Annotated in this window: 20 protein-coding genes; 10 read left to right on the top strand and 10 right to left on the bottom strand. The window is 73.5% G+C overall.

The window, feature by feature from the left end; all coding sequences use genetic code 11:
- Positions 1-2: 2 nt before the first annotated feature.
- The 3 genes from ACFOVU_RS16195 to ACFOVU_RS16185 form a co-directional block, all read right to left on the bottom strand.
- Positions 3-2,159: a chorismate-binding protein gene (locus tag ACFOVU_RS16195; RefSeq protein ID WP_378534903.1), complete on the bottom strand. Its 2,157-nt coding sequence runs from the start codon at positions 2,157-2,159 to the stop codon at positions 3-5.
- A 144-nt stretch (positions 2,160-2,303) separates the two neighbouring features.
- Positions 2,304-2,807 carry a glutathione peroxidase gene (locus ACFOVU_RS16190; protein ID WP_378534462.1) on the bottom strand — a complete coding sequence of 168 codons (504 nt, stop codon included), beginning with the start codon at positions 2,805-2,807 and terminating at the stop codon, positions 2,304-2,306.
- Between the two features lie 98 nt (positions 2,808-2,905).
- Positions 2,906-4,234, bottom strand: a complete 1,329-nt coding sequence (locus ACFOVU_RS16185) for a sugar porter family MFS transporter (protein WP_378534901.1) — start codon at positions 4,232-4,234, stop codon at positions 2,906-2,908.
- Between the two features lie 381 nt (positions 4,235-4,615).
- On the opposite strand from ACFOVU_RS16185, the gene ACFOVU_RS16180 reads away from it, so the two are divergent.
- On the top strand, positions 4,616-5,176 hold the full coding sequence (locus ACFOVU_RS16180) for a TIGR03086 family metal-binding protein (RefSeq protein WP_378534460.1): 561 nt from the start codon (positions 4,616-4,618) through the stop codon (positions 5,174-5,176).
- A gap of 98 nt (positions 5,177-5,274) precedes the next feature.
- Here ACFOVU_RS16180 and ACFOVU_RS16175 read toward each other — a convergent pair whose 3' ends face one another.
- Entirely contained in the window at positions 5,275-6,063 is a 789-nt protein-coding gene (locus ACFOVU_RS16175) for an APH(3') family aminoglycoside O-phosphotransferase (protein WP_378534899.1), read from the bottom strand.
- Between the two features lie 156 nt (positions 6,064-6,219).
- On the opposite strand from ACFOVU_RS16175, the gene ACFOVU_RS16170 reads away from it, so the two are divergent.
- Both ACFOVU_RS16170 and ACFOVU_RS16165 read left to right on the top strand, forming a co-directional pair.
- Positions 6,220-6,705 (top strand): GNAT family N-acetyltransferase, encoded by a 486-nt coding sequence (locus ACFOVU_RS16170; protein WP_378534458.1) that lies wholly within the window; start codon positions 6,220-6,222, stop codon positions 6,703-6,705.
- Positions 6,706-6,732: 27 nt separating this feature from the next.
- Positions 6,733-7,368 (top strand): histone deacetylase, encoded by a 636-nt coding sequence (locus ACFOVU_RS16165; RefSeq protein ID WP_378534456.1) that lies wholly within the window; start codon positions 6,733-6,735, stop codon positions 7,366-7,368.
- A 101-nt stretch (positions 7,369-7,469) separates the two neighbouring features.
- On the opposite strand, the gene aztA is transcribed toward ACFOVU_RS16165, so the two are convergent.
- Positions 7,470-8,189 carry a zinc ABC transporter ATP-binding protein AztA gene (aztA, locus tag ACFOVU_RS16160; protein WP_378534454.1) on the bottom strand — a complete coding sequence of 240 codons (720 nt, stop codon included), beginning with the start codon at positions 8,187-8,189 and terminating at the stop codon, positions 7,470-7,472.
- A 78-nt stretch (positions 8,190-8,267) separates the two neighbouring features.
- Here aztA and aztB point away from each other — a divergent pair, with 78 nt between their 5' ends.
- The 4 genes from aztB to aztD all read left to right on the top strand — a co-directional run bounded on the left by aztB (position 8,268) and on the right by aztD (position 12,653).
- Positions 8,268-9,158 carry a zinc ABC transporter permease AztB gene (aztB, locus tag ACFOVU_RS16155; protein WP_378534452.1) on the top strand — a complete coding sequence of 297 codons (891 nt, stop codon included), beginning with the start codon at positions 8,268-8,270 and terminating at the stop codon, positions 9,156-9,158.
- Positions 9,155-10,393: an ABC transporter gene (locus tag ACFOVU_RS16150; RefSeq protein ID WP_378534451.1), complete on the top strand. Its 1,239-nt coding sequence runs from the start codon at positions 9,155-9,157 to the stop codon at positions 10,391-10,393. The genes aztB and ACFOVU_RS16150 overlap by 4 nt, the downstream gene beginning before the upstream one ends.
- Positions 10,394-10,398: 5 nt before the next feature.
- Complete coding sequence (aztC, locus tag ACFOVU_RS16145) at positions 10,399-11,361, top strand: zinc ABC transporter substrate-binding protein AztC (protein ID WP_378534449.1); 963 nt, start codon at positions 10,399-10,401, stop codon at positions 11,359-11,361.
- Between the two features lie 98 nt (positions 11,362-11,459).
- On the top strand, positions 11,460-12,653 hold the full coding sequence (gene aztD / locus ACFOVU_RS16140) for a zinc metallochaperone AztD (protein WP_378534447.1): 1,194 nt from the start codon (positions 11,460-11,462) through the stop codon (positions 12,651-12,653).
- 72 nt (positions 12,654-12,725) lie between these two features.
- Here aztD and ACFOVU_RS16135 read toward each other — a convergent pair whose 3' ends face one another.
- Positions 12,726-14,285: a BCCT family transporter gene (locus tag ACFOVU_RS16135; RefSeq protein WP_378534445.1), complete on the bottom strand. Its 1,560-nt coding sequence runs from the start codon at positions 14,283-14,285 to the stop codon at positions 12,726-12,728.
- 76 nt (positions 14,286-14,361) lie between these two features.
- Between ACFOVU_RS16135 and ACFOVU_RS16130 the strand changes: the two genes are divergently transcribed.
- The 3 genes from ACFOVU_RS16130 to ACFOVU_RS16120 are packed head-to-tail and all read left to right on the top strand — an operon-like array spanning position 14,362 to position 15,973.
- Positions 14,362-14,652: a hypothetical protein gene (locus tag ACFOVU_RS16130; protein WP_378534923.1), complete on the top strand. Its 291-nt coding sequence runs from the start codon at positions 14,362-14,364 to the stop codon at positions 14,650-14,652.
- Positions 14,649-14,993, top strand: coding sequence for an FCD domain-containing protein (locus ACFOVU_RS16125; protein WP_378534897.1), 345 nt, complete (start codon positions 14,649-14,651; stop codon positions 14,991-14,993). Before ACFOVU_RS16130 ends, ACFOVU_RS16125 begins: the two co-directional genes overlap by 4 nt.
- Positions 14,990-15,973 (top strand): NAD-dependent epimerase/dehydratase family protein, encoded by a 984-nt coding sequence (locus tag ACFOVU_RS16120; RefSeq protein ID WP_378534443.1) that lies wholly within the window; start codon positions 14,990-14,992, stop codon positions 15,971-15,973. Before ACFOVU_RS16125 ends, ACFOVU_RS16120 begins: the two co-directional genes overlap by 4 nt.
- Positions 15,974-16,036: 63 nt before the next feature.
- Here the strand turns inward: ACFOVU_RS16120 and ACFOVU_RS16115 are convergent, their stop codons facing one another.
- The 4 genes from ACFOVU_RS16115 to ACFOVU_RS16100 all read right to left on the bottom strand — a co-directional run bounded on the left by ACFOVU_RS16115 (position 16,037) and on the right by ACFOVU_RS16100 (position 20,053).
- A complete protein-coding gene (locus ACFOVU_RS16115) occupies positions 16,037-16,732 on the bottom strand; it encodes a glycerophosphodiester phosphodiesterase (RefSeq protein WP_378534441.1) in 696 nt (231 codons plus the stop codon).
- Between the two features lie 77 nt (positions 16,733-16,809).
- The gene (locus ACFOVU_RS16110) at positions 16,810-18,153 is read right to left on the bottom strand and encodes an ABC transporter substrate-binding protein (RefSeq protein ID WP_378534439.1); all 1,344 of its coding nucleotides are present in this window, start codon (positions 18,151-18,153) and stop codon (positions 16,810-16,812) included.
- Between the two features lie 68 nt (positions 18,154-18,221).
- A complete protein-coding gene (locus tag ACFOVU_RS16105) occupies positions 18,222-19,133 on the bottom strand; it encodes a carbohydrate ABC transporter permease (RefSeq protein ID WP_378534437.1) in 912 nt (303 codons plus the stop codon).
- Positions 19,130-20,053 carry a carbohydrate ABC transporter permease gene (locus ACFOVU_RS16100; RefSeq protein ID WP_378534435.1) on the bottom strand — a complete coding sequence of 308 codons (924 nt, stop codon included), beginning with the start codon at positions 20,051-20,053 and terminating at the stop codon, positions 19,130-19,132. The genes ACFOVU_RS16105 and ACFOVU_RS16100 overlap by 4 nt, the downstream gene beginning before the upstream one ends.
- Positions 20,054-20,073: the final 20 nt, after the last annotated feature.

Here is a 20,073-nt window from a genome sequence, read left to right as displayed (position 1 = left end):
GCTCAGCCGCCGGGACGCCCCGGCAGCCCGCTGAGGGGCACGGCGGCCTTCAGCAGCATCTCCCGGTACTCCTCGCCCGGGTCGGAATCGAGCACCACCGCCCCGCCCGCGCCCACCGTCAGGACGCCGCCCGAGCGCACCGCGGTGCGGATCACGACGCTGAGATCGGCCGCGCCGCTGTAGGACACATAGCCCAGCGCACCCGAGTACACCCCGCGCGCCGACACCTCCAGCCCGTCGATGACCTCCATCGTCCGCCCCTTGGGCGCACCCGTCATCGACCCCGGCGGAAAGCACGCGGCCACGGCGTCCATTGCGTGCACATCCCCGCGCAGCCGCCCGCGCACCGTGGAGACCAGCTGGTGCACCCCGGCGTGGGACTCGGTGAACATCAGCCCCGGCACCCCCACCCCGCCCACCTCGCACACCCGGCCCAGGTCGTTACGGACCAGGTCCACGATCATCAGGTTCTCCGCCCGCGTTTTGGCGTCCTCCCGCAGCGCCCGCACCCGCCGGGCGTCCACCTCCGGGTCGCCGTGGCGCGGCGCGGTCCCCTTGATGGGCCGGCTCTCGGCACTTCCGTCGCCGCCCACCCTCAGGAACCGCTCCGGCGAGGCGCTGAACACCCCGGCCTCCCCCAGCCGCAGCAGCGCCCCATAGGGGGCGGGGGCGGCCCGGCGCAGCCGCCGGTAGTAGGCGAGGTCATCGTCGGGCGCGGGCAGCCGCAGCCGCGTGGTCAGGCAGATCTCGTAGCTCTCCCCCTCCACGAGGCGGCCCAGGCACTCCTTGACGTCGGCCTCATAGCCCGCGCGCGGCCGCTCCAGCAGCGGCTCAGGGTCCGCCCCGCCGGGCTCCCCGGCCGGCGGCAGCGGGGGCAGGGCGGCCAGCGCCCGCAGCGTCTGCGCGATCCAGGCCTCGCCGTCGGCGCCGCCGTCGGCGGCCACCGCATAGGTGCGGCCCGCCGCGTGGTCGACGGCGACGAAGCGGTCGCAGCGCAGCCACACCGCATCGGGCACATCGGAGCGGTGGCGGCCCGGCGCTCCCAGGTCGGCCTTGAGCTCGTAGCCGAAGTAGCCCACGTACCCGCCGGCGAAGTCGAACGGCAGCCCGGCCGGCGCGGGGCCGGGGCGGGCCGCGGTACGCCGCCGCAGGACGTCGAAAATGCTCCCGCTCTCGCGCCGCTCGGCCGCGCCCTCGGCGGCCACGGTCACCGCGCCCTCGCCCGCCCGGTAGGTCAGCACTTCGCCGCGGGGCCCCTGGGCGTCGCCGAGGAAGGAGAAGCGCGCCGTGGGGCCGGCCGTCCGGCTGCTGTCCAGCCAGAACGCGTAGGCGCTGGCGCCGTGGAGCCGGGCGAAGGCGCGTTCGGTGTCCACGGCATAAGGCAGGGTCGCGAACCGGAGCGCCCCGGGATCCGGACCCGGATCGCCGCCCGGGGTTTCGGACACAGACGCGTCACGTCTTCGCAGGTCAGACGGGGTCACCTCGGGGTCCAGGGCGGCTGTTCCGGTTTCGGACACGGTGCGCCGGCCCCGCTCGTCCCCGGTTTCGGACACCCGCGGGCGACCGCGCCCCGCCCGCCGGGCCAGCTCGCCGAAATTGGCGATGAGGCGCGCCCCGTGCTCGGTGGCGACCGACTCGGGGTGGAACTGCACGCCCCACCGCGGCAGAGCGCGGTGGGCCAGCCCCATCACCACCCCGTCCTCGGCCCAAGCGGTGGCCTCCAGCGCCTCCGGCAGCGGCTCGGGGACCGCCAGCGAGTGGTAGCGCACCGCGGTGAAGCCCTGCGGCAGGCCCGCGAACAGCCCGCCACCGCTGTGGCGGACCCGGCTGAGGTGGCCGTGCCGGGGCACCGGCGCCGCATGCACCGCGGCGCCCGCCAAGTGCGCGATCGCCTGGTGGCCCAGGCACACCCCCAGCACCGGCAGGTCCGTGCCGGCGAGCACGCGCGAGACCGCGCCGAGGTCGCGGGGGCGCTGCGGGCGCCCGGGCCCCGGGGAGACCACGACCGCGTCGAACCCGGCCAGGCCGGTCGCCGCGGCCCGCTCCAGCGCGGGCGCGTCGTTGGCCACCACCTCGGGCTCCGCCCCGAGCACACCGGCGATGAGCTGGGCGAGGTTGTAGGTGTAGGAGTCGTGGTTGTCGATCAGCAGCACCCGCACCGCGTCGCCCTCCCGCCCCGCCGGCCCCCGGACCCGCTCCGGTCGCCCCACTGTGGCACGGCCACCACGGCACGACGGACCCGGGGTCGGCCGCCACCGCACCTCAGCGCAGGCACGGCGCGGCCCGGCCGGGAAGGGCGGGACCTACGCCGGGGCGCCCTGGGGCAGCTGCGCCTCGATCGCGGCCACCACCTCGTCGGCCTCGGGCTCGGTACGCGGCCGGAACCGGCCCACGACCTCACCCTGGGGCGAGACGAGGAACTTCTCGAAGTTCCACTGGACGTCCCCGGCCTCGCCCTCGGCGTCGGCGCTGCGGGTCAGCTCCGTGAACAGCGGATGCCGGCCCGCACCGTTCACCTCCACCTTCTCGAACAGCGGGAAGTCCACCCCATATGTGGTGGAGCAGAACGTCTGGATCTCCTCGGCACTGCCCGGCTCCTGGCCCATGAACTGGTTGCAGGGGAAGCCCAGGACCGTGAAGCCCCGCCCCGCGAAGCGCTGCTGGAGCCGCTGGAGGCCCGCGTACTGGGGGGTGAGCCCGCACTTGGAGGCCACATTGACCAGCAGCAGCGCCTTGCCCCGGTGGTCGGCCAGCGTGGCGGGATCGCCGGCCAGGGTCGTCAGCGCAATGTCGTACAGGGTGCTCATCGTTCTCCGGATCGCTCTCACTCGGCCCATCGGCGACGTCATCCGCCGCCCTCGGGGCGAGGCTACTCCCACCCCGCGGCCGCCCGGCGGCGCCCCCGCTACCGCCCCATCGACTCCAGCGTCCGGCCCTTCGTCTCCGAAATGAACCGCCACACGAACACGAACGACAGCACCGCGAAGAGCGTGTAGATGCCGTAGGCCCCGCTCAGGCTCCAGTCGCGCAGCGCCGGGAACGTCACCGTGACCAGCCAGTTCGCGATCCACTGCGTGGCGGTGGCCACCGCCATCGCCGCAGCCCGGATGCGCAGCGGGAACATCTCCCCCAGCAGCACCCACGTGACCACACCCCACGACAGCGCGAAGAACAGCACGAACAGGCTCGCCGACGTCAGCGCCACCGCGCCCCACCCGAACGACAGGCTCGCCTGCGCCCCCACGACCCGCGCATGGCTGAACGCGAACCCCGTCACCGCCAGCGCCACCGCCATGCCACCCGACCCCACCAGCAGCAGCGGCCGCCGGCCGATCCGGTCGACCAACCCGATCGCGATGAACGTCCCCACGATGTTCACGATCGAGGTGAACAGGCTCAGCAGCAGCGAATTGCTCTCGTCCACCCCCACCGACTGCCACAGCGACGACGAGTAGTAGAAGATCACGTTGATCCCCACCAACTGCTGGAACGCCGACAGCGCCATACCGATCCACACGATCGGCAGCAGCCCCCACCGGCCCCGCAGGTCGCCCAGCCGGGGACGCACCTCCGAGCCCAGCGCCTCCCGGATCTCCCGGATACGCCGGTCGACGTCGCCGCCCTCGACCTCCGCCAGCACCCGCCGCGCCTGGTCCGTGCGCCCCACCCGCACCAGGTGGCGCGGCGACTCGGGGATGGTGAAACTCAGCGCGATGTACAGCGCGGCCGGGACGACCGCCGCGCCCAGCATCCACTGCCACGCCGACAGCGGCCCCAGGTCATTGGTCGCGCTGCCATTGGCGGCCGAGGCGATCGCGAAGTTGACCAGCTGCGACAGCGCGATCCCCAGCACGATGGCCAGCTGCTGCAACGACGCCAGCCGCCCCCGGTAGGCCGGCGGCGAGACCTCGGCGATGTAGGTCGGCGCGATCACCGAGGCGATGCCGATCGCGATACCGCCCACGACCCGCCACAGCGCCAGGTCCCAGATCGCGAACGGCAGCGCCGAGCCGATGGCGCTGACCGCGAAGAGCACCCCGGCGATCCGCGTGACCCGGATACGCCCGATCCGGTCGGCCAGCCCGCCGGCGATGGCCGCACCCACGGCCGAACCCAGCAGCGCAGCGGCCACCGTGAGCCCGGTGACCCCCGACCCCACCGCGAAATGCCGCTGGACGGCGTCCACCGCACCGTTGATGACGGCACTGTCGTATCCGAACAGGAACCCGCCCATCGCGGCCGCCGCCGCGATCAGCGTCACATGGACGATGTTCAGCTCCCCCGCGGTCCTGGCCGCGTGCGGATCCGGTTCTGCCACGTCGTCGTCTCCCTCGCCGGGGTCCTCGCAGGCACCGGCCCCACCGGGCCGCCACCGCGAACAATGGTGCTCCCATGATCATGACGCGCAGTGATCGAGCGGCGCGCGACACCACCGGGGCGCACATCGGGCGGAAGAATTTACGGTCGGCGGCCGTACCCGCCCACCGGCCATGGCACACACACCACCGCACACCGCGAAGCAGCACACACCGCCCACCTGCACCGGAAGGTTGCCACCCACCCCACGCGGGTAGAGGGGACGCGGTCACCAGCAACCCACCCGAATGGAGTGGTCATGTCGGAACTGCTCGATCTGCACGGCCAGGCCATGCAGGAATTCGACCGCCGCGTACACGCGATCCGGCCTGGCCAGTGGCCCGACCCCACCCCCTGCATCAGCTGGGACGTGCGCGACCTCGTCGACCACATCGTCGGCGAACAGCTGTGGGTCCCCTACCTCCTCAGCGGCGGCCGCATCGAGGACGCCGGCGACGACTTCGCCGACGACCCCCTCGGCGAGGACCCCATCTCCGCATGGGAGGTCTCCGCCCGCGACGCCCGCGCCGCATGGCTGCGGCCCGGCGCCACCGAACGCACCGTCCACCTCTCCTTCGGCGATGTCCCCGGGTCGGTCTATCTGTGGCAGATGACCTTCGACCTGGCCGTCCACGCCTGGGACCTCGGCCGCGGCATCGGCGAGGACGAGACGCTCGACACCCGCCTGTCCGAAACCCTGCTGGACTGGTGGCAGGACCAGGGGATCTCCGGCGGCCCGATGTTCGCCGACCCCGTCCCGGTCGGCGAGACCGCCGACGCCCAGAGCCGGCTCCTGGCCTCCACCGGACGCCGCCCCTGACACCGGCCGACCGACGGCCACCGCGCCCGCACCGCACCGCCCGCCCGTTGGGCGGGCGCCCGCCGGCCGCCGGCCCCCAGACCCGGGGCCCTCCGCGGCTAGAAGAACTCGTCCAGCAGCCGGTAGAACGCCATCCGCGCCGGATCCGCGGCCTGGTCGCCGTAGTGGTGCAGGAACGCGCGGGCGAACGGCGGGCCGTACTGCTCGTTCAGCCCGGCATCGGAGAGGCTGCGGCAAGCCAGGGCCAGGTCCATGTGGCGGTCGGCCACACCCAGCCGCCCGGTATCGACCACCCCGGTCCACTCCAGCGTGGCCGGGTCGACCAGGACGTTGGGCAGGCACAGGTCCCCGTGGCAGACCACACGGTCCTCGGCCGCCGGGACGCTCCGCTCCAGCTCCCCGAGGACGTCCTCGGGGCTCCGGCCCAGCCGCTCGTCGTCGAAGTCGCCGGCGTCGACCCGCCCGGCGGCGACGTTCGCGCGCGCCTGCGGGACGGTGACGTCCAGGCCGCAGTCGAACGGGCACTCCTCGACCGGCAGGTCGTGCAGGTGCCGCGTGAACCGGGCGAACGCCGCCACCGCCGGCGCGCGCAGGTGAGCGGGCCACGGCTCATCCAGCGGCCGCCCCGGCACCGCCGTGGTGACCAGCCAGCCCACGCCGTCGCGCTCGCCGATCTCGACCGTGCCGGGCGCGCCGATCCCCACCTTGGCCAGCCACGCCGACCGCTCCGCCTCGGCCCGCAGCACAGCGGGGTCGGGATCGACCTTCACGTAGAGGCGACGGCGGCCCTCCAGCCGCCAGACCCGCGCACCGGATGCCCCGCTGGTGACCGGCGTCCAGTCGGAGAGCAGGAAGCGGCGGCGCAGCCGCCGGACAACGGAGTCCACCATCCGGCCAACGATAGTCCGGCCTGCGGCATGGCCGCGCGCCGTTTTCCCGTGGGACCGGGCCGCCCCACGGCGACGGCCCGGGGCGACCGAGGGCGTGCACGCACGCGCCACCCGCCCCTCCCCCGCGGGGCACGGTCGCATACGCTCGGCCACGTGCACATCGAGATCCATGACGTCGACTGGGATCACCCCGAAGGCGCGCGGCTGCGCCGGGACCAGCAGCGCGAGGTCGCCGAACGCTACGGCGGCGCCGACACCGAGGCGGGCCCCAAGCCCTCCGGGCGCGACACCGCCCTCTTCCTGCTCGCCACCGATGTCCGCAGTGGCGAGGCCGTCGGCTGCGGCGGGCTGCGCGCGCTCGATGACGACGCGTTCGAGCTCAAGCGCATGTACGTCGTCCCGGCCTGGCGCGGGCGGCGCGTGGGGCAGGTCCTGCTGCGCGCGCTGGAGGAGGCCGCCCGGGAGCGGGGTGCGTCGGTGATGCGCCTGGAGACCGGGTCGGCGCAGGGCGAGTCGATACGGCTGTACGAGCGCTGCGGGTACCGGCGTATCGAGCGCTACGGCCACTATGCCGACTCCGAGGTGAGCGTCTGCTTCGAGCGGTCGCTGACCGGCGACCCGCAGCCCGCCGCGGGCTGACCACCGCACCGACCGCCGAAGGCCGCCATGACCACTCCCCCCACCCCCGGCCTCGTCTGGTACGCGAGCTACGGGGCGAACATGTCCGCGGACCGCTTCGCGTGCTACGTCGCGGGCGGGGTCCCGCCCGGAGGCAAGCGGGCCAACCCCGGGTGCCGCGACCGCACGCCCCCGCGCGAGCGGCGGGCCCTGTGGCTGGCGGGCGGGGTCCACTTCGCGTTCACCTCGCGCATGTGGGGCGGCGGGCTCGCGCTGTACGACCCGGCGCTGCCGGGTGCCACACCGGCGTGCGCCTATCTGGTGACGGCCGAGCAGTTCACCGACATCGCCGCCCAGGAGATGTACAAGGCGCCCGGCGCCGACCACGACCTCGCCGAGGTCCTGCGCACGGGCCGCATCGTTCTGGGGGCCGGCCGCTACGAGACCCTCCTTCACCGCGGCGACCTCGATGGCCACCCGATCCTCACCTTCACCAGCCACGCGCCGAGTACGGAGGTGCAGGCCACCTCCCCCTCCGCCCGCTACCTCGGCACGATCGGATCCGGCCTGCGCGCCACCCACGGCTGGAGTGCCCAGCGGACCGGCGCCTACCTCGCTTCCCGTCCGGGTACGTCGGGGACGTGGACCGGAGAAGAGGTGGCGGCCCTTCTCGCCGGTTCGTAGCCGGGCCGAGCCGGTACCGGGCAGTACTGCTCTGTACAAGAACACAGCGCCCGCCTGTACAGCGTAGGGTACGCAGGTTCGAATTCTCCCGAATGCGGGGCTCAGAGGACGGTCCCGTCCGGGCCGTCCCCCTCCCCTGTGCGCGCGATGCCCCACACCCGTTCCAGGGAGGCGGGGGCCAGGACCTCCGACGGAGCCCCTTCGGCGACCACGCATCCCCCGGCCAGCAGGACGCAGTGGTCGGCGCGCCGGGCGGCGGCGAGGTCGTGGGTGGCGTGGACCACGGTGGTCCCCTTACGGACGGTGTGGTCGAGGGCATCGGAGATGCGCTGCTGCGCTTCGATGTCCAGGCCGGTGTCCGGCTCGTCGAGGAGCAGGAGATCGGCCTGCTGGGCGAGCCCCTGCGCGACGAGCGCCCGCTGCCGCTCGCCGCCGGAGAGCGCGCCGAGGCGGCGCGCGGCGAGGTGGCCGATGCCGAGCCGGTCCATGCAGGTGTCGATGATCGCCCGGTCGTCGCGGGTGAGCCGGCGCCACGGGCCGCGGTGCGCCCAGCGGCCCATGGCCACGGTCTCGCGCACGCTGATGGGCAGCGCATCGGCGGCGGCGCTGCGCTGCACCACGAGGGCGGGGCCCACCGCGCTGCGGCGCCGTACGGCTCCCGATGCCGCGGGGACCACCCCGGCGACCGCCCCGAGCAGGGTGGACTTCCCCGATCCGTTGGGCCCCACGATCGCGGTGACCCGGGCCGCGGGGATGCGGGCCGTGATCGCGCACAGCACCCGGTGACGCCCGTACCCCGCTGACAGCCGGTCGATCGCCACGGCCGGATCCTCCTGAGTCTCCACAGCACACCCCACCCCATGTGAAAATGAAAATCATTATCATTGTACTATTCCGGCATGGAATGGTTGCTCGACCCGTTCGCGGTCTCCTTCGTGCAGCGCGCGTTGTGGGGCGGTGTCCTCGTCTCGCTCATCTGCGCCCTGGCCGGGACCTGGGTGGTCCTGCGCGGCATGGCCTTCCTCGGCGACGCGATGTCGCACGGGATGCTGCCGGGGGTCGCGCTCGCCTCGATACTGGGCGCCAGCCTGACCGCCGGGGCCGCGGTCAGCGCCGCCGTGATGGCCGTCGGGGTCACCGCGCTGGGCCGCTCGGCGCGGCTGTCGCAGGACACCGGCATCGGGCTGCTGTTCGTCGGGATGCTCTCGACCGGCGTGATCATCGTCTCCCACTCCCGGTCCTTCGCCGTCGACCTCACCGGCTTCCTCTTCGGCGACGTCCTCGCGGTCCGCGACCGCGACCTGGCCTACCTCGCCGTCGCGCTCGCGGTCGCCGCCGCAGTGGCGGCGCTGGGCCACCGGTCGTTCGTCGCGCTGGCGTTCGACCCGCGCAAGGCCGCCACCCTGGGGTTGCGCCCCCGCGCGGCGCACGCGTGCCTCCTCGGGCTGACGACGCTGGCGATCGTGGCGTCCTTCCACGTGGTGGGGACCCTGCTGGTGTTCGGGCTGCTCATAGCGCCGCCCGCGGCCGTCGCGCTGTGGGTCGGGCGCATCCCGCTGATCATGCTCGGCTCCGCGGTTCTTGGCAGCGCCGCGACCGCGCTGGGCCTGCTCGTGTCATGGCACACCGGCACCGCGGCCGGCGCCACGATCGCCGCCGTGGCCGTGGCCCTGTTCTTCGCCTCCGCGCTCGGCGCCGCCGTGCGCGGACGCACCCCCCGCACCGCTCCCCGCTCCACAGCCGACACCGGCACCGGCACCGCACCAACAGACATCGAGGTCAACGCGTGAAATGGCACAAGCAGACGTCCACGGCCCCCGTCGCGGCCATCGTCGCGGCGCTCCTGCTCGCCGGATGCGCCGCCGATCCGCACGATGAGGCCGCCGGGGAGCAGGACGACGTCCCCCACGGCTACATCGAGGGCGCCGAGGAGACCGCCGAACCGCAGTCGCGGCTGGTCATGGCGGACGGCGCCACCGGATCGGTGCACATCCTGGACCTGATCACCGAGGAGACCGCCGAGATCGGCCGGGTCGAGGGGGTCAGCGGCCTCAGCGGCGACGGCAGGTTCGCCTACGTCGCCGCCGCCGACCGCGAGACGGTGCAGGTGTTCGACAGCGGGGCCTGGACCGTGGACCACGGCGACCACTCCCACTACTACCGCGCCGAGATGCGCGAGGTCGGCGCCGTGGACGGCGCGCGGCCCGGCGGCGCGGCCGCCGACACCGCCGTCACCGCGCTGCCCTTCGGCGGCACTCTCCGCCTCCTCGACCGCGAGCGGCTGGCCGAGGGCGGCATCGGCGACACCGAGGTGATCGAGGCGCCCGGCGCCGGCCCCGCGGCGGCGGCCGTCCCCTACGGCGGGCACGTCCTCGTCCCGGGAACGGGCGACGGCGACGATGTCGTCGCCGTGCACGACCGCACCGGCGAGCAGGTCGGCACGGTCGAGGAGCCCTGCCCCGACCCCGCCGGCCGCGGTGTCACCCGCCGCGGAGCGGTCTTCGGCTGCGCCGACGGCGCCCTGGTGGTCGCCGAGGAGGACGGCGCGTTCACCGGCGAGAAGATCGCCTACCCCGGGGACGTCGCCGAGGACGAGCGCGCACGCGTCTTCTCCCAACGGCCCGGAAGCGCCACGCTGGCCGCCCCCGCCGGGGACGACGGCGTGTGGGTGCTCGACGTCACGGCGGGTTCCTTGACAAGGGTGGACACCGGCCCGGTGGTCGCCGCGAACGCGGTCGGAGAAGGCGCGCCGCTGCTGGCCCTGACGCCCGAGGGCGTCCTGCACGCCTACGACACCGGATCGGGCGAGCAGACCGCCCGCAGCGAACTGCTGGACGGCCCGCTCGACGGGCCCGGCACCGGCACCGGCACCGGCACGACCATCCAGATCGACACCGCCCGCGCCTACGTCAACGACGCGGCCGCGGACACGGTCTACGAGATCGACTACAACGACGACCTGCGCGTGGCCCGCGAGTTCCCCCTGGACTTCTCGCCCACCCACATGGTCGAGACGGGACGGTGAGCCCGATGGCCACCCGGAGGAACCCCCCGCGGCGAACGCCGCGGCCCCTGCTCACCATGGCGGCCGCCGCCACTGCGGGACTGCTCGCGGCGGCGGCCGGCTGCGCGGCCACCGGGCCCGAACGGCAGGGCGTGGTCGTCACCACCAACATCCTCGGCGACATCACGCGCGAGATCGTCGGCGACCAGGCCGACGTGACCGTGCTGATGAAGCCCGGCGCCGACCCCCACTCCTTCGGGATCTCCGCCCAGGAGGCGGCGCTCATCGAGCGCTCCGCGCTCGTGGTCTACAACGGGCTCGGCCTGGAGGAGGGCGTCCTGCGCAACGTGCACGCCGCCGAGGACGCCGGGGTGGCCACCCTGGCGGTGGGCGACGAGGTCGACCCCGTCGCCTTCACGCCCGACGACGCCGCCGACATGGCCGGCGAGCCCGACCCGCACTTCTGGACCGACCCGCGGCGCGTCGCCACCGCCGTGGACGCCATCGCCGAACGCGTGATCGCCGAGGTCGACGGCGTCGATGCCCAGGCGGTCCGCGACAACGCCGCCGACTACCGCGGCGACGTCGAGGAGCTGGACGCCTGGGTCACCGAGCGCGTCGCCGCCATCCCCGCCGACCGGCGCAGCCTGGTCACCGACCACCACGTCTTCGGCTACTTCGCGCAGCGCTACGGCTTCGAGGTCATCGGCGCCGTCGTCCCCAGCGGGACCACCCTGGCCTCCCCCAGCGCCGCCGACCTGGAGTCGCTGGCCGGCTCGGTCCGCGATGCTGGGGTACCGGCGATCTTCGCCGACTCCGCTCAGCCCGACCGGCTGGCGCAGGTCCTCGCCGACGAGGCCGGCGTGCACGTCGAGGTCGTCGCCCTGCACGCGGAGTCCCTGACCGACGCGGACGGCGGAGCCCCCACCTACCTGGAGATGGTCCGCTCCAACACCGACGCCATCGCCGACGGCCTGAGCGGCGGCTGAGGAGCCCTCCCCGGAAGCCCCCCCCGGGGGCGGCCGCCGGGGCCTCCCGCGGCCGCCCCCACCACCCCGCATGAGAGATCGAGAACGAGGAACACGAGATGAACACCAGACCGCACCCCGCGCCTGCCAGGACGGCGGCGGCGCTCTCCGCACTGGTCGCCGCCGGTCTCACCCTGAGCGCCTGCGGCGCCGAGGGCGCCGGCGCCGGGCAGGACGGGGAGACCGGGCAGCCGCCGGCCACCGTCGACTCCCCGCTCGTCGCCACCTACGACGGCGGGATCTACGTCCTGGACGGCACCACGCTGGAGGTCGCCGAGGACATCGCGCTCGACGGCTTCAACCGGGTCAACCCCGCCGGAGACGACCGGCACGTCCTCGTCTCGACCTCCACCGGGTTCCGCGTCCTGGACGCCGCCGCCCCGGAGCTGACCGGCGACGAGTTCCCCGGCGCCGAGCCCGGCCACGTGGTCCGCCACGCCGGCCGGACCGTCCTGTTCGCCGACGGCACGGGGGAGGTCATCTCCTTCGACCCGCAGGAGCTGGGCGGCGGCCTGCCGGAGGCCGAGACGTTCACCTCGCCCGAGCCGCACCACGGGGTGGCGATCGAGCTGGAGAACGGCGAGCTCGTCGTCACCGAGGGGGACGAGGAGACACGCGAGTCGGTGGTGGTGCTCGACGCCGGCCGCGAGGAGGTCGCCCGCTTCGACGAGTGCCCCGGCGTGCACGGGGAGGCCACCGCCCAGGGCGAGGCCGTGGTGATCGGCTGCGAGGACGGCGTGGTGATCTACCGGGACGGCGCGTTCGAGAAGGTCGACAGCCCCACGGAGTACGGGCGGATCGGCAACCAGGCCGGCTCCGAGTCCTCGCCGATCGTGCTCGGCGACTACAAGCAGGACGCCGACGCCGAACTGGAGCGGCCCGAGGAGGTGACGCTCATCGACACCGAGACCGCCGAGCTGGAGCGGGTGGACCTGGGCACCAGCTACACCTTCCGCTCGCTGGCCAGGGGCCCCGAGGGCGAGGCGCTGGTGCTGGGCACCGATGGCCGGATCCACGTGATCGACCCCGAGGCGGCCGAGGTCGTCGACACCATCGAGGTCACCGGGGCGTGGGAGGAGCCGCTGGAGTGGCAGGAGCCGCGCCCGGCGATCTTCGTCCGCGGCGGGACCGCCTACGTCACCGACCCCGGCACCCGGGAACTCTTCGCGATCGACATCGCCGCCCGCGAGGTCACCGAGACGGTGACCCTGCCGGAGGCCCCCAACGAGCTCAGCGGCGTCGTCGCCGGCTGACCCTGGGCCGAGACGCGCGATGAACGACGGGCCCGGCACCCGTGGGGGTGCCGGGCCTTGGGGCGTTCCTGGTCACGTGGTCCGTTCCAGCGTGCCGTGAGATCCGGGCTCGGAGGGAAGGGAGGCGTCCGCCGGTTCGGTCTTCAGGTCGCGCCACAGGCACACGACCACGCCGACGATGACGACGAGGAAGGGGGCGGAGGCGACGATGACGGTCTGCTGGAGGGCGGCGAGCCCGCCGGACAGCAGCAGGATGATCGCCAGGGCGCCCGTCATCGCGCCCCACAGGAGCAGGATCGGGATCCTGGGCCGGATGGAGCCGCGCGTGGTGAGCATGCCCAGGACGTAGGTGTTGGCGTCGGCGCCCGAGACGAAGAACAGGACCGCCAGGAGCACCACCAGCGCGGCCGTGACCGTGGGGAACGGGAATTCGGCCAGGGTGGCGAAGAACGCGCTGTTGAGGTCGGCGGCCGTGGCGCCCGCGATGTCCGTGCCGTGGTCGAGGTCGAGTTCGATGGCCGAGCCGCCGAACACGGAGAACCAGGCGAAGAACGCGAGGCTGGGCATCCCGAGGACGACCAGGATGAACTGGCGGATCGTGCGCCCGCGTGAGATGCGGGCCAGGAACACGCCGACGAACGCGCCCCAGGACACCCACCAGGCCATCATGAAGTAGGTCCAGCTCTGGAGCCAGGCGGTGTCGCCGAAGGCCGGCCCCCGCAGGCTCATCAGCAGGAACTCGTCGCCGTACTGGCCCAGGGACTCCAGGAAGAGCGAGACGAGGAACGCGGTCGGTCCCAGGAAGAGCACGAACACGAAGAGCAGCAGGGCGACCGACAGGTTGAGTTCGCTGATGTAGCGGATGCCGCGCTGGACGCCGGAGGCCGCCGACAGGCTGAACACGGCGGTCACCGCGATGACGATGACCACCTGGGTGGCGGTGCCGGTGGGCGTGCCCAGCAGCCGGTTGAGGCCGTTGTCGATCTGGAGCGCGCCCAGCCCCAGCGAGGTCGTGGTGCCGAACAGTGTGGCGAAGACCGTGAAGATGTCGATGGCCTTGCCGGCGGGTCCGTCGGCGTGCCGGCCCAGCAGTGGCCGGAACAGGGCGCTGACCAGGCCGGGGCGCTTCTTGCGGTACATCGAGTAGCCCAGCCCCAGCCCGAAGACCGCGAAGATCGCCCAGGCGTGCAGCCCCCAGTCGTAGAAGGAGTACTGGAGCGCCCGGACCGCCGCCTGCGGCGTCCCCGCCTCGGCCAGGCCGTGGGGCGGGGACGCGAAGTGCGAGATCGGCTCGGCGATGCCGTAGGAGACCAGGCCGATGCCCATGACCGCGCACAGGATCATGGCGATCCAGGTGTGGGTGGCGAACTCGGGCCGGTCGTCGTCGGAGCCGAGCCGGATGCGGCCGTAGCGGCTGAACGCCAGGCCCGCGAGGAGGAGGAGCAGCAGGAGGGGCAGCAGCAGGTAGGCCCAGCCGAACCCGCGGGTGATCTGGTCGAGGGCCGCGTTCATGGTCGCCATCTGGTGGCCGGGGGCGAGCACGCCCCAGGCGACGAACAGCGAGGAGAGGGCCAGGGAGGCCCAGAAGACCGTTCCCAGGCGTCTCTCGGCGGGGGTGTCGCCGCTGCTCACCGGGCGACCTCGCGGTCGCGACGTACACCGCACGCCATGGTGGCGCAGAGCACAATTTCTTGCATGTCAGGGAACCGTGATTTCTATTGTCCAGCGTCAAGGATCGGCGGCGCCCACCCGCCTGGCGCGTCCCCGTCGGAGGTGGCGCCGGCCGAAGTCCGCGGCACGAGCCGCACCCCCCATCCGCGAAGCACTCGAGCAGCTCCAGGTCGAGGGGGTGGTGGAGATCGGGCCGCGGGTCGGCACCCTCGTGCGGCGCCCCTCCCGGCGCGAGGTGGTCGAGCTGTTCCAGCTCAAGGAAGTGTTGGAAGGGCCGGGCGCGCGGCTGCCCGCCCGCAGGGGCGCGGGCGGGCCGGACTCGGCCTGATCGAGGAGAACCTCGACCGCTCACGAACGGCGGTCGATGCGCGGGACGCCGACGCGTATGCGCGGCTGGTCCACGCGTTCCACGACCTCATCGTACGGGGCGCTGACAACACCCGCCCCACCGCCCACAACCGGCAGCTGATGAAACAGCCCGCCTACCGCCTGCTCGTGGCCGGATCGCTGCGCCGCCCCGGACGGCTGAGGGTCTTGCTCGCCGGGCACCGGCTCGGTGTGGACCGCATCCGCGAGAAGGACCGTCGGCCGCGTTCTGCTGTGGGCGATTTCGCCCGCAGCAGGACGCGGTACCGGGCGGGGCGCGAAGCGGGCAGGGTGGGTCCATGAAACTGCTGATACTGGGCGGCACCGAGTTCGTCGGGCGCGCCATCGCGGACGAGGCGCTGGGCCGGGGCTGGGAGGTCACCGTTTTCCACCGGGGGCACCATCCGGCGCCGCCCAAGGTGACCGACCTGAAGGGCGACCGCACCGCATCGGGCGGGCGGGCCGCGCTGGCCCGGGGGACGTGGGACGCGGTGGTCGACACGTGGTGGGGCGCGCCCAGCGCAGTGCGGGAGACGGCACGGCTGCTGTCCGGCCGGGTGGGACACTATGCCTACGTCTCCTCCCGGTCGGTGTACGCCTATCCGGCGCCGGCCGGGCTCGCCGAGGACGGCCCGCTGGTGGACGGCTCTCCCGGCGACGGCGACGTGGACTACGCGCGGGCCAAGCGCGGCGGCGAACTGGCGGCGGAGGAGGCGTTCGGGGAGCGGGCGCTGTCCGTACGCGCGGGCCTCATCATCGGCCCCGGGGAGAACGTCGGGCGGCTGCCGTGGTGGCTGCTGCGGATCGCGCGCGGCGGCCCGGTACTGGCTCCGGGCCCGAGGGAACTGGAATTGCAGTACATCGACGTGCGCGACCTCGCGGCGTGGGTGGCCGACGCCGTCGCCGCAGGGCGGGGCGGACCGTACAACCTCGTGAGCCCGCCGGGCCACACGACCATGGGCGGGCTGCTGGCGGCCTGCGTGCGCGCCACGGGCAGCGGGGCGGAGCTGCGCTGGAGCGACCCGGAGGCGGTCCTCGCGGCGGGTATCGAGCCCTGGACCGGCCTGCCGATCTGGCTGCCGCCCGGCGAGCTGTACGACACCATGTACCGGGGCGACGTCGCCAAGGCGGTCGCGGCCGGCCTGCGCTGCCGCCCCGTCGCGGAGACCGTGGCCGATACCTGGGCGTGGCTCCAGGGCATCGGCGGGGTGCCGCCGCAGCGCCCGGACCTCCCCCGGGTCGGCCTCGCTCCCGAGGCGGAGGCGGCCTTCCTCCGCGGGTGAGCGCCCCGTTCCCGGGCGCGCGCCGCCGCACACGCCCCCGTGGTGGGCGCGGCGGCGCGCGGGTCAGGCGGCGTCCGGGGCGGCCCGGAGGAGGTGAGGGTTGTCGGTGGTGACGCCGTCGACCCCCATGGCCACGACGTCGGCGAAGCGCTGCGGGTCGGGGACCGGCCAGGCGGTGATCCGCAGCCCGGCGGCGTGGCAGGCGTCGACGTGGTGGCGGGTCAGCCCCGTGATGCCGCACAGCACGGTGCCGGCCCCGGCGGATCGGGCGGCGCCCACCAGGTCGGCGCCGGTGGCCGGTGCCCGGTGGGTGATCAGCCCGACCGGGGTTCCGGGCCGCAGCCAGCGCATCTCGCGCAGGACGGCGGCGTCGAAGGAGGTCACCAGGGTCCGGGCCGCCAGCCCGGGGTCGCCGTTGAGCAGCCCGGCCAGCGTCGGCGCCACCGCGGGGTCCTTGATCTCTGCCTGGATGCGGATGGGGATCGCGCCGACCGCCTCGGCGAAGGTGGGCACGCGTGTCTCGGGGTCGGGGTCGAGCGCGCGGATCTGCGCCAGGGTGAGGTCGGCGATGGGGTGGCCGGGCCCGCCGGTACGGGCGAGGTCGGCGTCGTGGAGCAGCACGAGGTGGCCGTCGGCGGAGAGGCGGAGGTCGAGTTCGATCTCGTCGCACCCCTCGGCGACGGCGCGGCGGAACGAGCGCAGGGTGTTCTCGGGTTCCAGCCCCATCGCGCCGCGGTGGCCGGTGATGGTGGGCGGCATGGCGGATGCTCCTCGTGGGTGTCGTCGGGCGGCCGGGCGGCCGGGCGGCCCGCGGCGGCGGCAGCGGGCGGCGTGGGTCAGGCGACCTTGGCCTCGTACTGGTCGCGTACCTGGTCGGCGATGGCCTCGGCGCGCGGCTGCACGTCGGCGAAGACGTCGGCGGCGGGCTCGTTGTCGGCCCAGATGCGCTGAAGGCCACCGTAGAGGGCGACGTTGACGCCGCGCCCGAACCGGCGGATGTCGTCGGTGGCGCGGGCGGTGGGCAGCTGTTCGATGGACACCGCGGAGTTGGGGTCGTCGGCCATCTTCTGCGCCAGCTCGTCGACCTCCGTGGCCGCCTTCACGGTGGGCAGGTAGCCGGTGGTCACGGTCCAGTACGCGGAGTTCTCCGGCCGGGCGGCGAACTTCAGGAACTCGAAGGCGGCCTCCTTGCGCTCGGCCGCGGCGTTGCGCATGATCGACATCCCGCCGCCCCCGGTCGCCACGCCCGAGTCCAGCTGGGCGGGGACGAACCCCGCCCCGACCCGGAAGCCGGCCCCTTCGGTGATGCCGCCGAGGGCGCCGGTGGACTCCTGGATGGTGGCCACCACGCCGTTGGTGAAGTCGGTCCGGGCGCTGGCGGCCATGTAGGCGTGGCCGTCGGCGACGAGGCGGCGCTGCCATTCGCCCGCCTCGATCACGGCGTCGCTGTCGATGGTGGGGTCGAGCCCGTCGGAGAAGGCGCCGCCCCATTGCCACACCGCGCCCTGGAACATCCAGTCGCCGTCGATCTGGTTGTAGGCGTGGGTGCGCAGGGGCCGCCCGGAGGCGGTGAGGGCGTGCAGCTCGGGTGCCCATTCGCGCATCTCGTCCCAGGTCTCGGGGGCGCGGTCGGGCAGGCCGGCGGCCTCGAAGAGGTCGCGGTTGTAGTAGAACATCGGGGTGCTGCGGGCGAAGGGCAGCCACCAGCTCTCGCCGCGCAGGACGCCTTCGTCGAACAGCTGGTCGTTGTAGACGTCGCCGGAGAACCCGTCGGTGAAGTAGCCGTTGAGGGGTTCGAGGGCGTCGTTGAGGTAGAACCGCGGCCAGGTCACCTCGGAGAACACGGCGATGTCGGGCACCTGGCGGGCGACGAGGGCCGAGGCGACCTTCTGGGCGTTGTCGTCGTAGGTGCCCTGGAACTGGGCTTCGACGTAGATGTCGTCCTGCTCCTCGTTGAAGCGGGCGACCAGGGTGGCGAGCGCCTCCCCGGGGACGTCGCCCCAGGTGTGCCACAGGACGACGCGGAGCCGGCCGGCGAACTCCGGCGAGGGCTCCCCGGCGGGCTGGGCGTAGACGGCGTCGGCGGGGCGGAAGCCGCAGGAGGACAGGGCCAGGCCGAGGGCGGCGGCCGAGGACAGTCCCAGGAAGCGCCTGCGGTCCAGGCCGCGTAGGGTCGCCATGGTGGTGGGCCTTTCGTGGTCGGCGGCGCGGCGGGGGTGCGGCGGTGGCGGTGCCGGCTGTGGTGGCGTCACCCCTTCACCGCGCCCTGGGTGAGCCCGCCCACGATGTGGCGCTGGGCGATGAGGAAGATGAGCAGCATCGGCGCCATGACCATGACGGTGCCGGCCATGATCGTGCCCCAGTTGGCCACCGTCTCCTGGTTCTTGAGCATCATCAGGCCGATGGGCAGCGTGCGCATGTGGTCGGAGTTGGTGACGATGAGCGGCCAGATGAAGTTGTTCCACTCCTCGACCACCGTGATGATCACGACGGTGAGCAGGATCGGCCGCGACACCGGGAGCACGATGCCGAAGAGGATGCGCAGGTGGCCGGCCCCGTCGACCTTCGCGGCCTCGATGAGCTCGCGGGGGATGGTCAGCATGTGCTGGCGCAGCAGGAAGGTCGCGAACACCGAGCCGATGCCGGGCAGGATCAGGCCGGCGTAGGTGTTGACCCAGCCCAGGCTGGCGATGGTGAGGAAGTTCGGCAGCAGGACGACGTGGCCGGGCACCATCATCGCGCCCAGGAGCACGAGGAACAGCCACTGCTTGCGGGGGAAAGCGAGGAAGGAGAAGGCGTAGGCGGTGAGGACCGCGTTGAGGACCTTCAGGGCGGTCCCGGCGACGGTGGTGATCGCGGAGTTGAGGAAGAACCGGTCGAAGGGGGCGGCGTTCCAGGCCAGGGCGAAGTTGTCCCAGGAGGGGGACTGCGGCCACCAGACCGGCGGGAAGGTGTAGATCTCGTCGGGGGCCTTCACCGCGGTGGTGAAGAGCCACAGCAGCGGTCCGACGAAGATCGCCGCCGCGCCGATGAGCAGCACGTACTTGACGGAGGTGGCGGCGGAGCGGACGGCGCGCGGGCCGGCGGCGGGTGCCGCGCGGCGCGCTGAGGGGGCTCCGGGCGCCGGGGTGCTGCGCGGTTCGACGATGGTGCCGCTCATCGGTAGTGCACCCTTTTCTCCAGGTAGCGGGTCTGTAGCCCTGTCATCAGGAGCAGGACGAGGAACATGACGATCGAGGTCGTCGCGGCGCGGCCGGCGTCGAAGGCGCGGAAGCCCTGGTCGTAGATCTGCCAGCTGAGGATCGTGGTGGCGCCGGCCGGTCCGCCGTTGGTCATGACGGCGATGACGTCGAACGCCTGGAAGGTGCCGATCACCGTCGTGATGAGCACGAAGAAGGTGATGGGGGTGAGCAGCGGCAGGGTGATGCGGCGCAGCAGCGTCCAGGGGCCGGCGCCGTCGATGGCGGCGGCGTGGTAGATGTCCTTGGGCAGCGCCTGGAGGCCGGCGAGGTAGATGAGCGCGGCGAAGCCGATGTTCTTCCACAGGTAGACGATGATCAGGCCGGGCAGCGCCCAGTCCGAGGACGTCATCCAGTCGGGCGAGGGGACGCCGAGGGGGTCCAGGACGGCCCGCATCAGGCCGTAGCCGGGGTCGAAGATGAACAGCCAGACCGTGGCGACGGCGGCGCCGGAGAGGATGTGGGGGGCGAAGGCGACCGTGCGCACCAGGCCGCGGCCCTTGAGGGGCTGGTCGAACAGCAGCGCGAGCGCCAGCCCGGCGATGATGCTGCCGCCGGTGACCGCGGCGGTGAAGACGACGGTGATGCCCAGGACCCGGTGGAACTCGGGGTCGGTGACGGTCGCGACGTAGTTGCCGATCCCGGCGAAGCCGGGCCGGGGGGCGATCATGTTCCAGTCGGTGAAGCTCAGGAACAGGTTGTAGAGCACCGGCCAGTAGGCGAAGACGCCGATGGCGATGAAGTTCGGGGCGATGAACGCCAGGAAGAGCAGGTGCTCGCGGCGTGCGCGCCGGCGCCGGGACGGCGGGCGCGCGGCGGGGAGCGGCGTGGCCGCGCTCATCGGCGGCCTTGGCGTGGCCG

This window comes from Nocardiopsis sediminis, assembly GCF_042650565.1.
Taxonomy (GTDB): Bacteria; Actinomycetota; Actinomycetes; order Streptosporangiales; family Streptosporangiaceae; genus Nocardiopsis_B; species Nocardiopsis_B sediminis.
The sequence above is the reverse complement of the archived record's forward strand: the minus strand, read 5'-3'. Positions and strand labels throughout refer to the sequence as shown.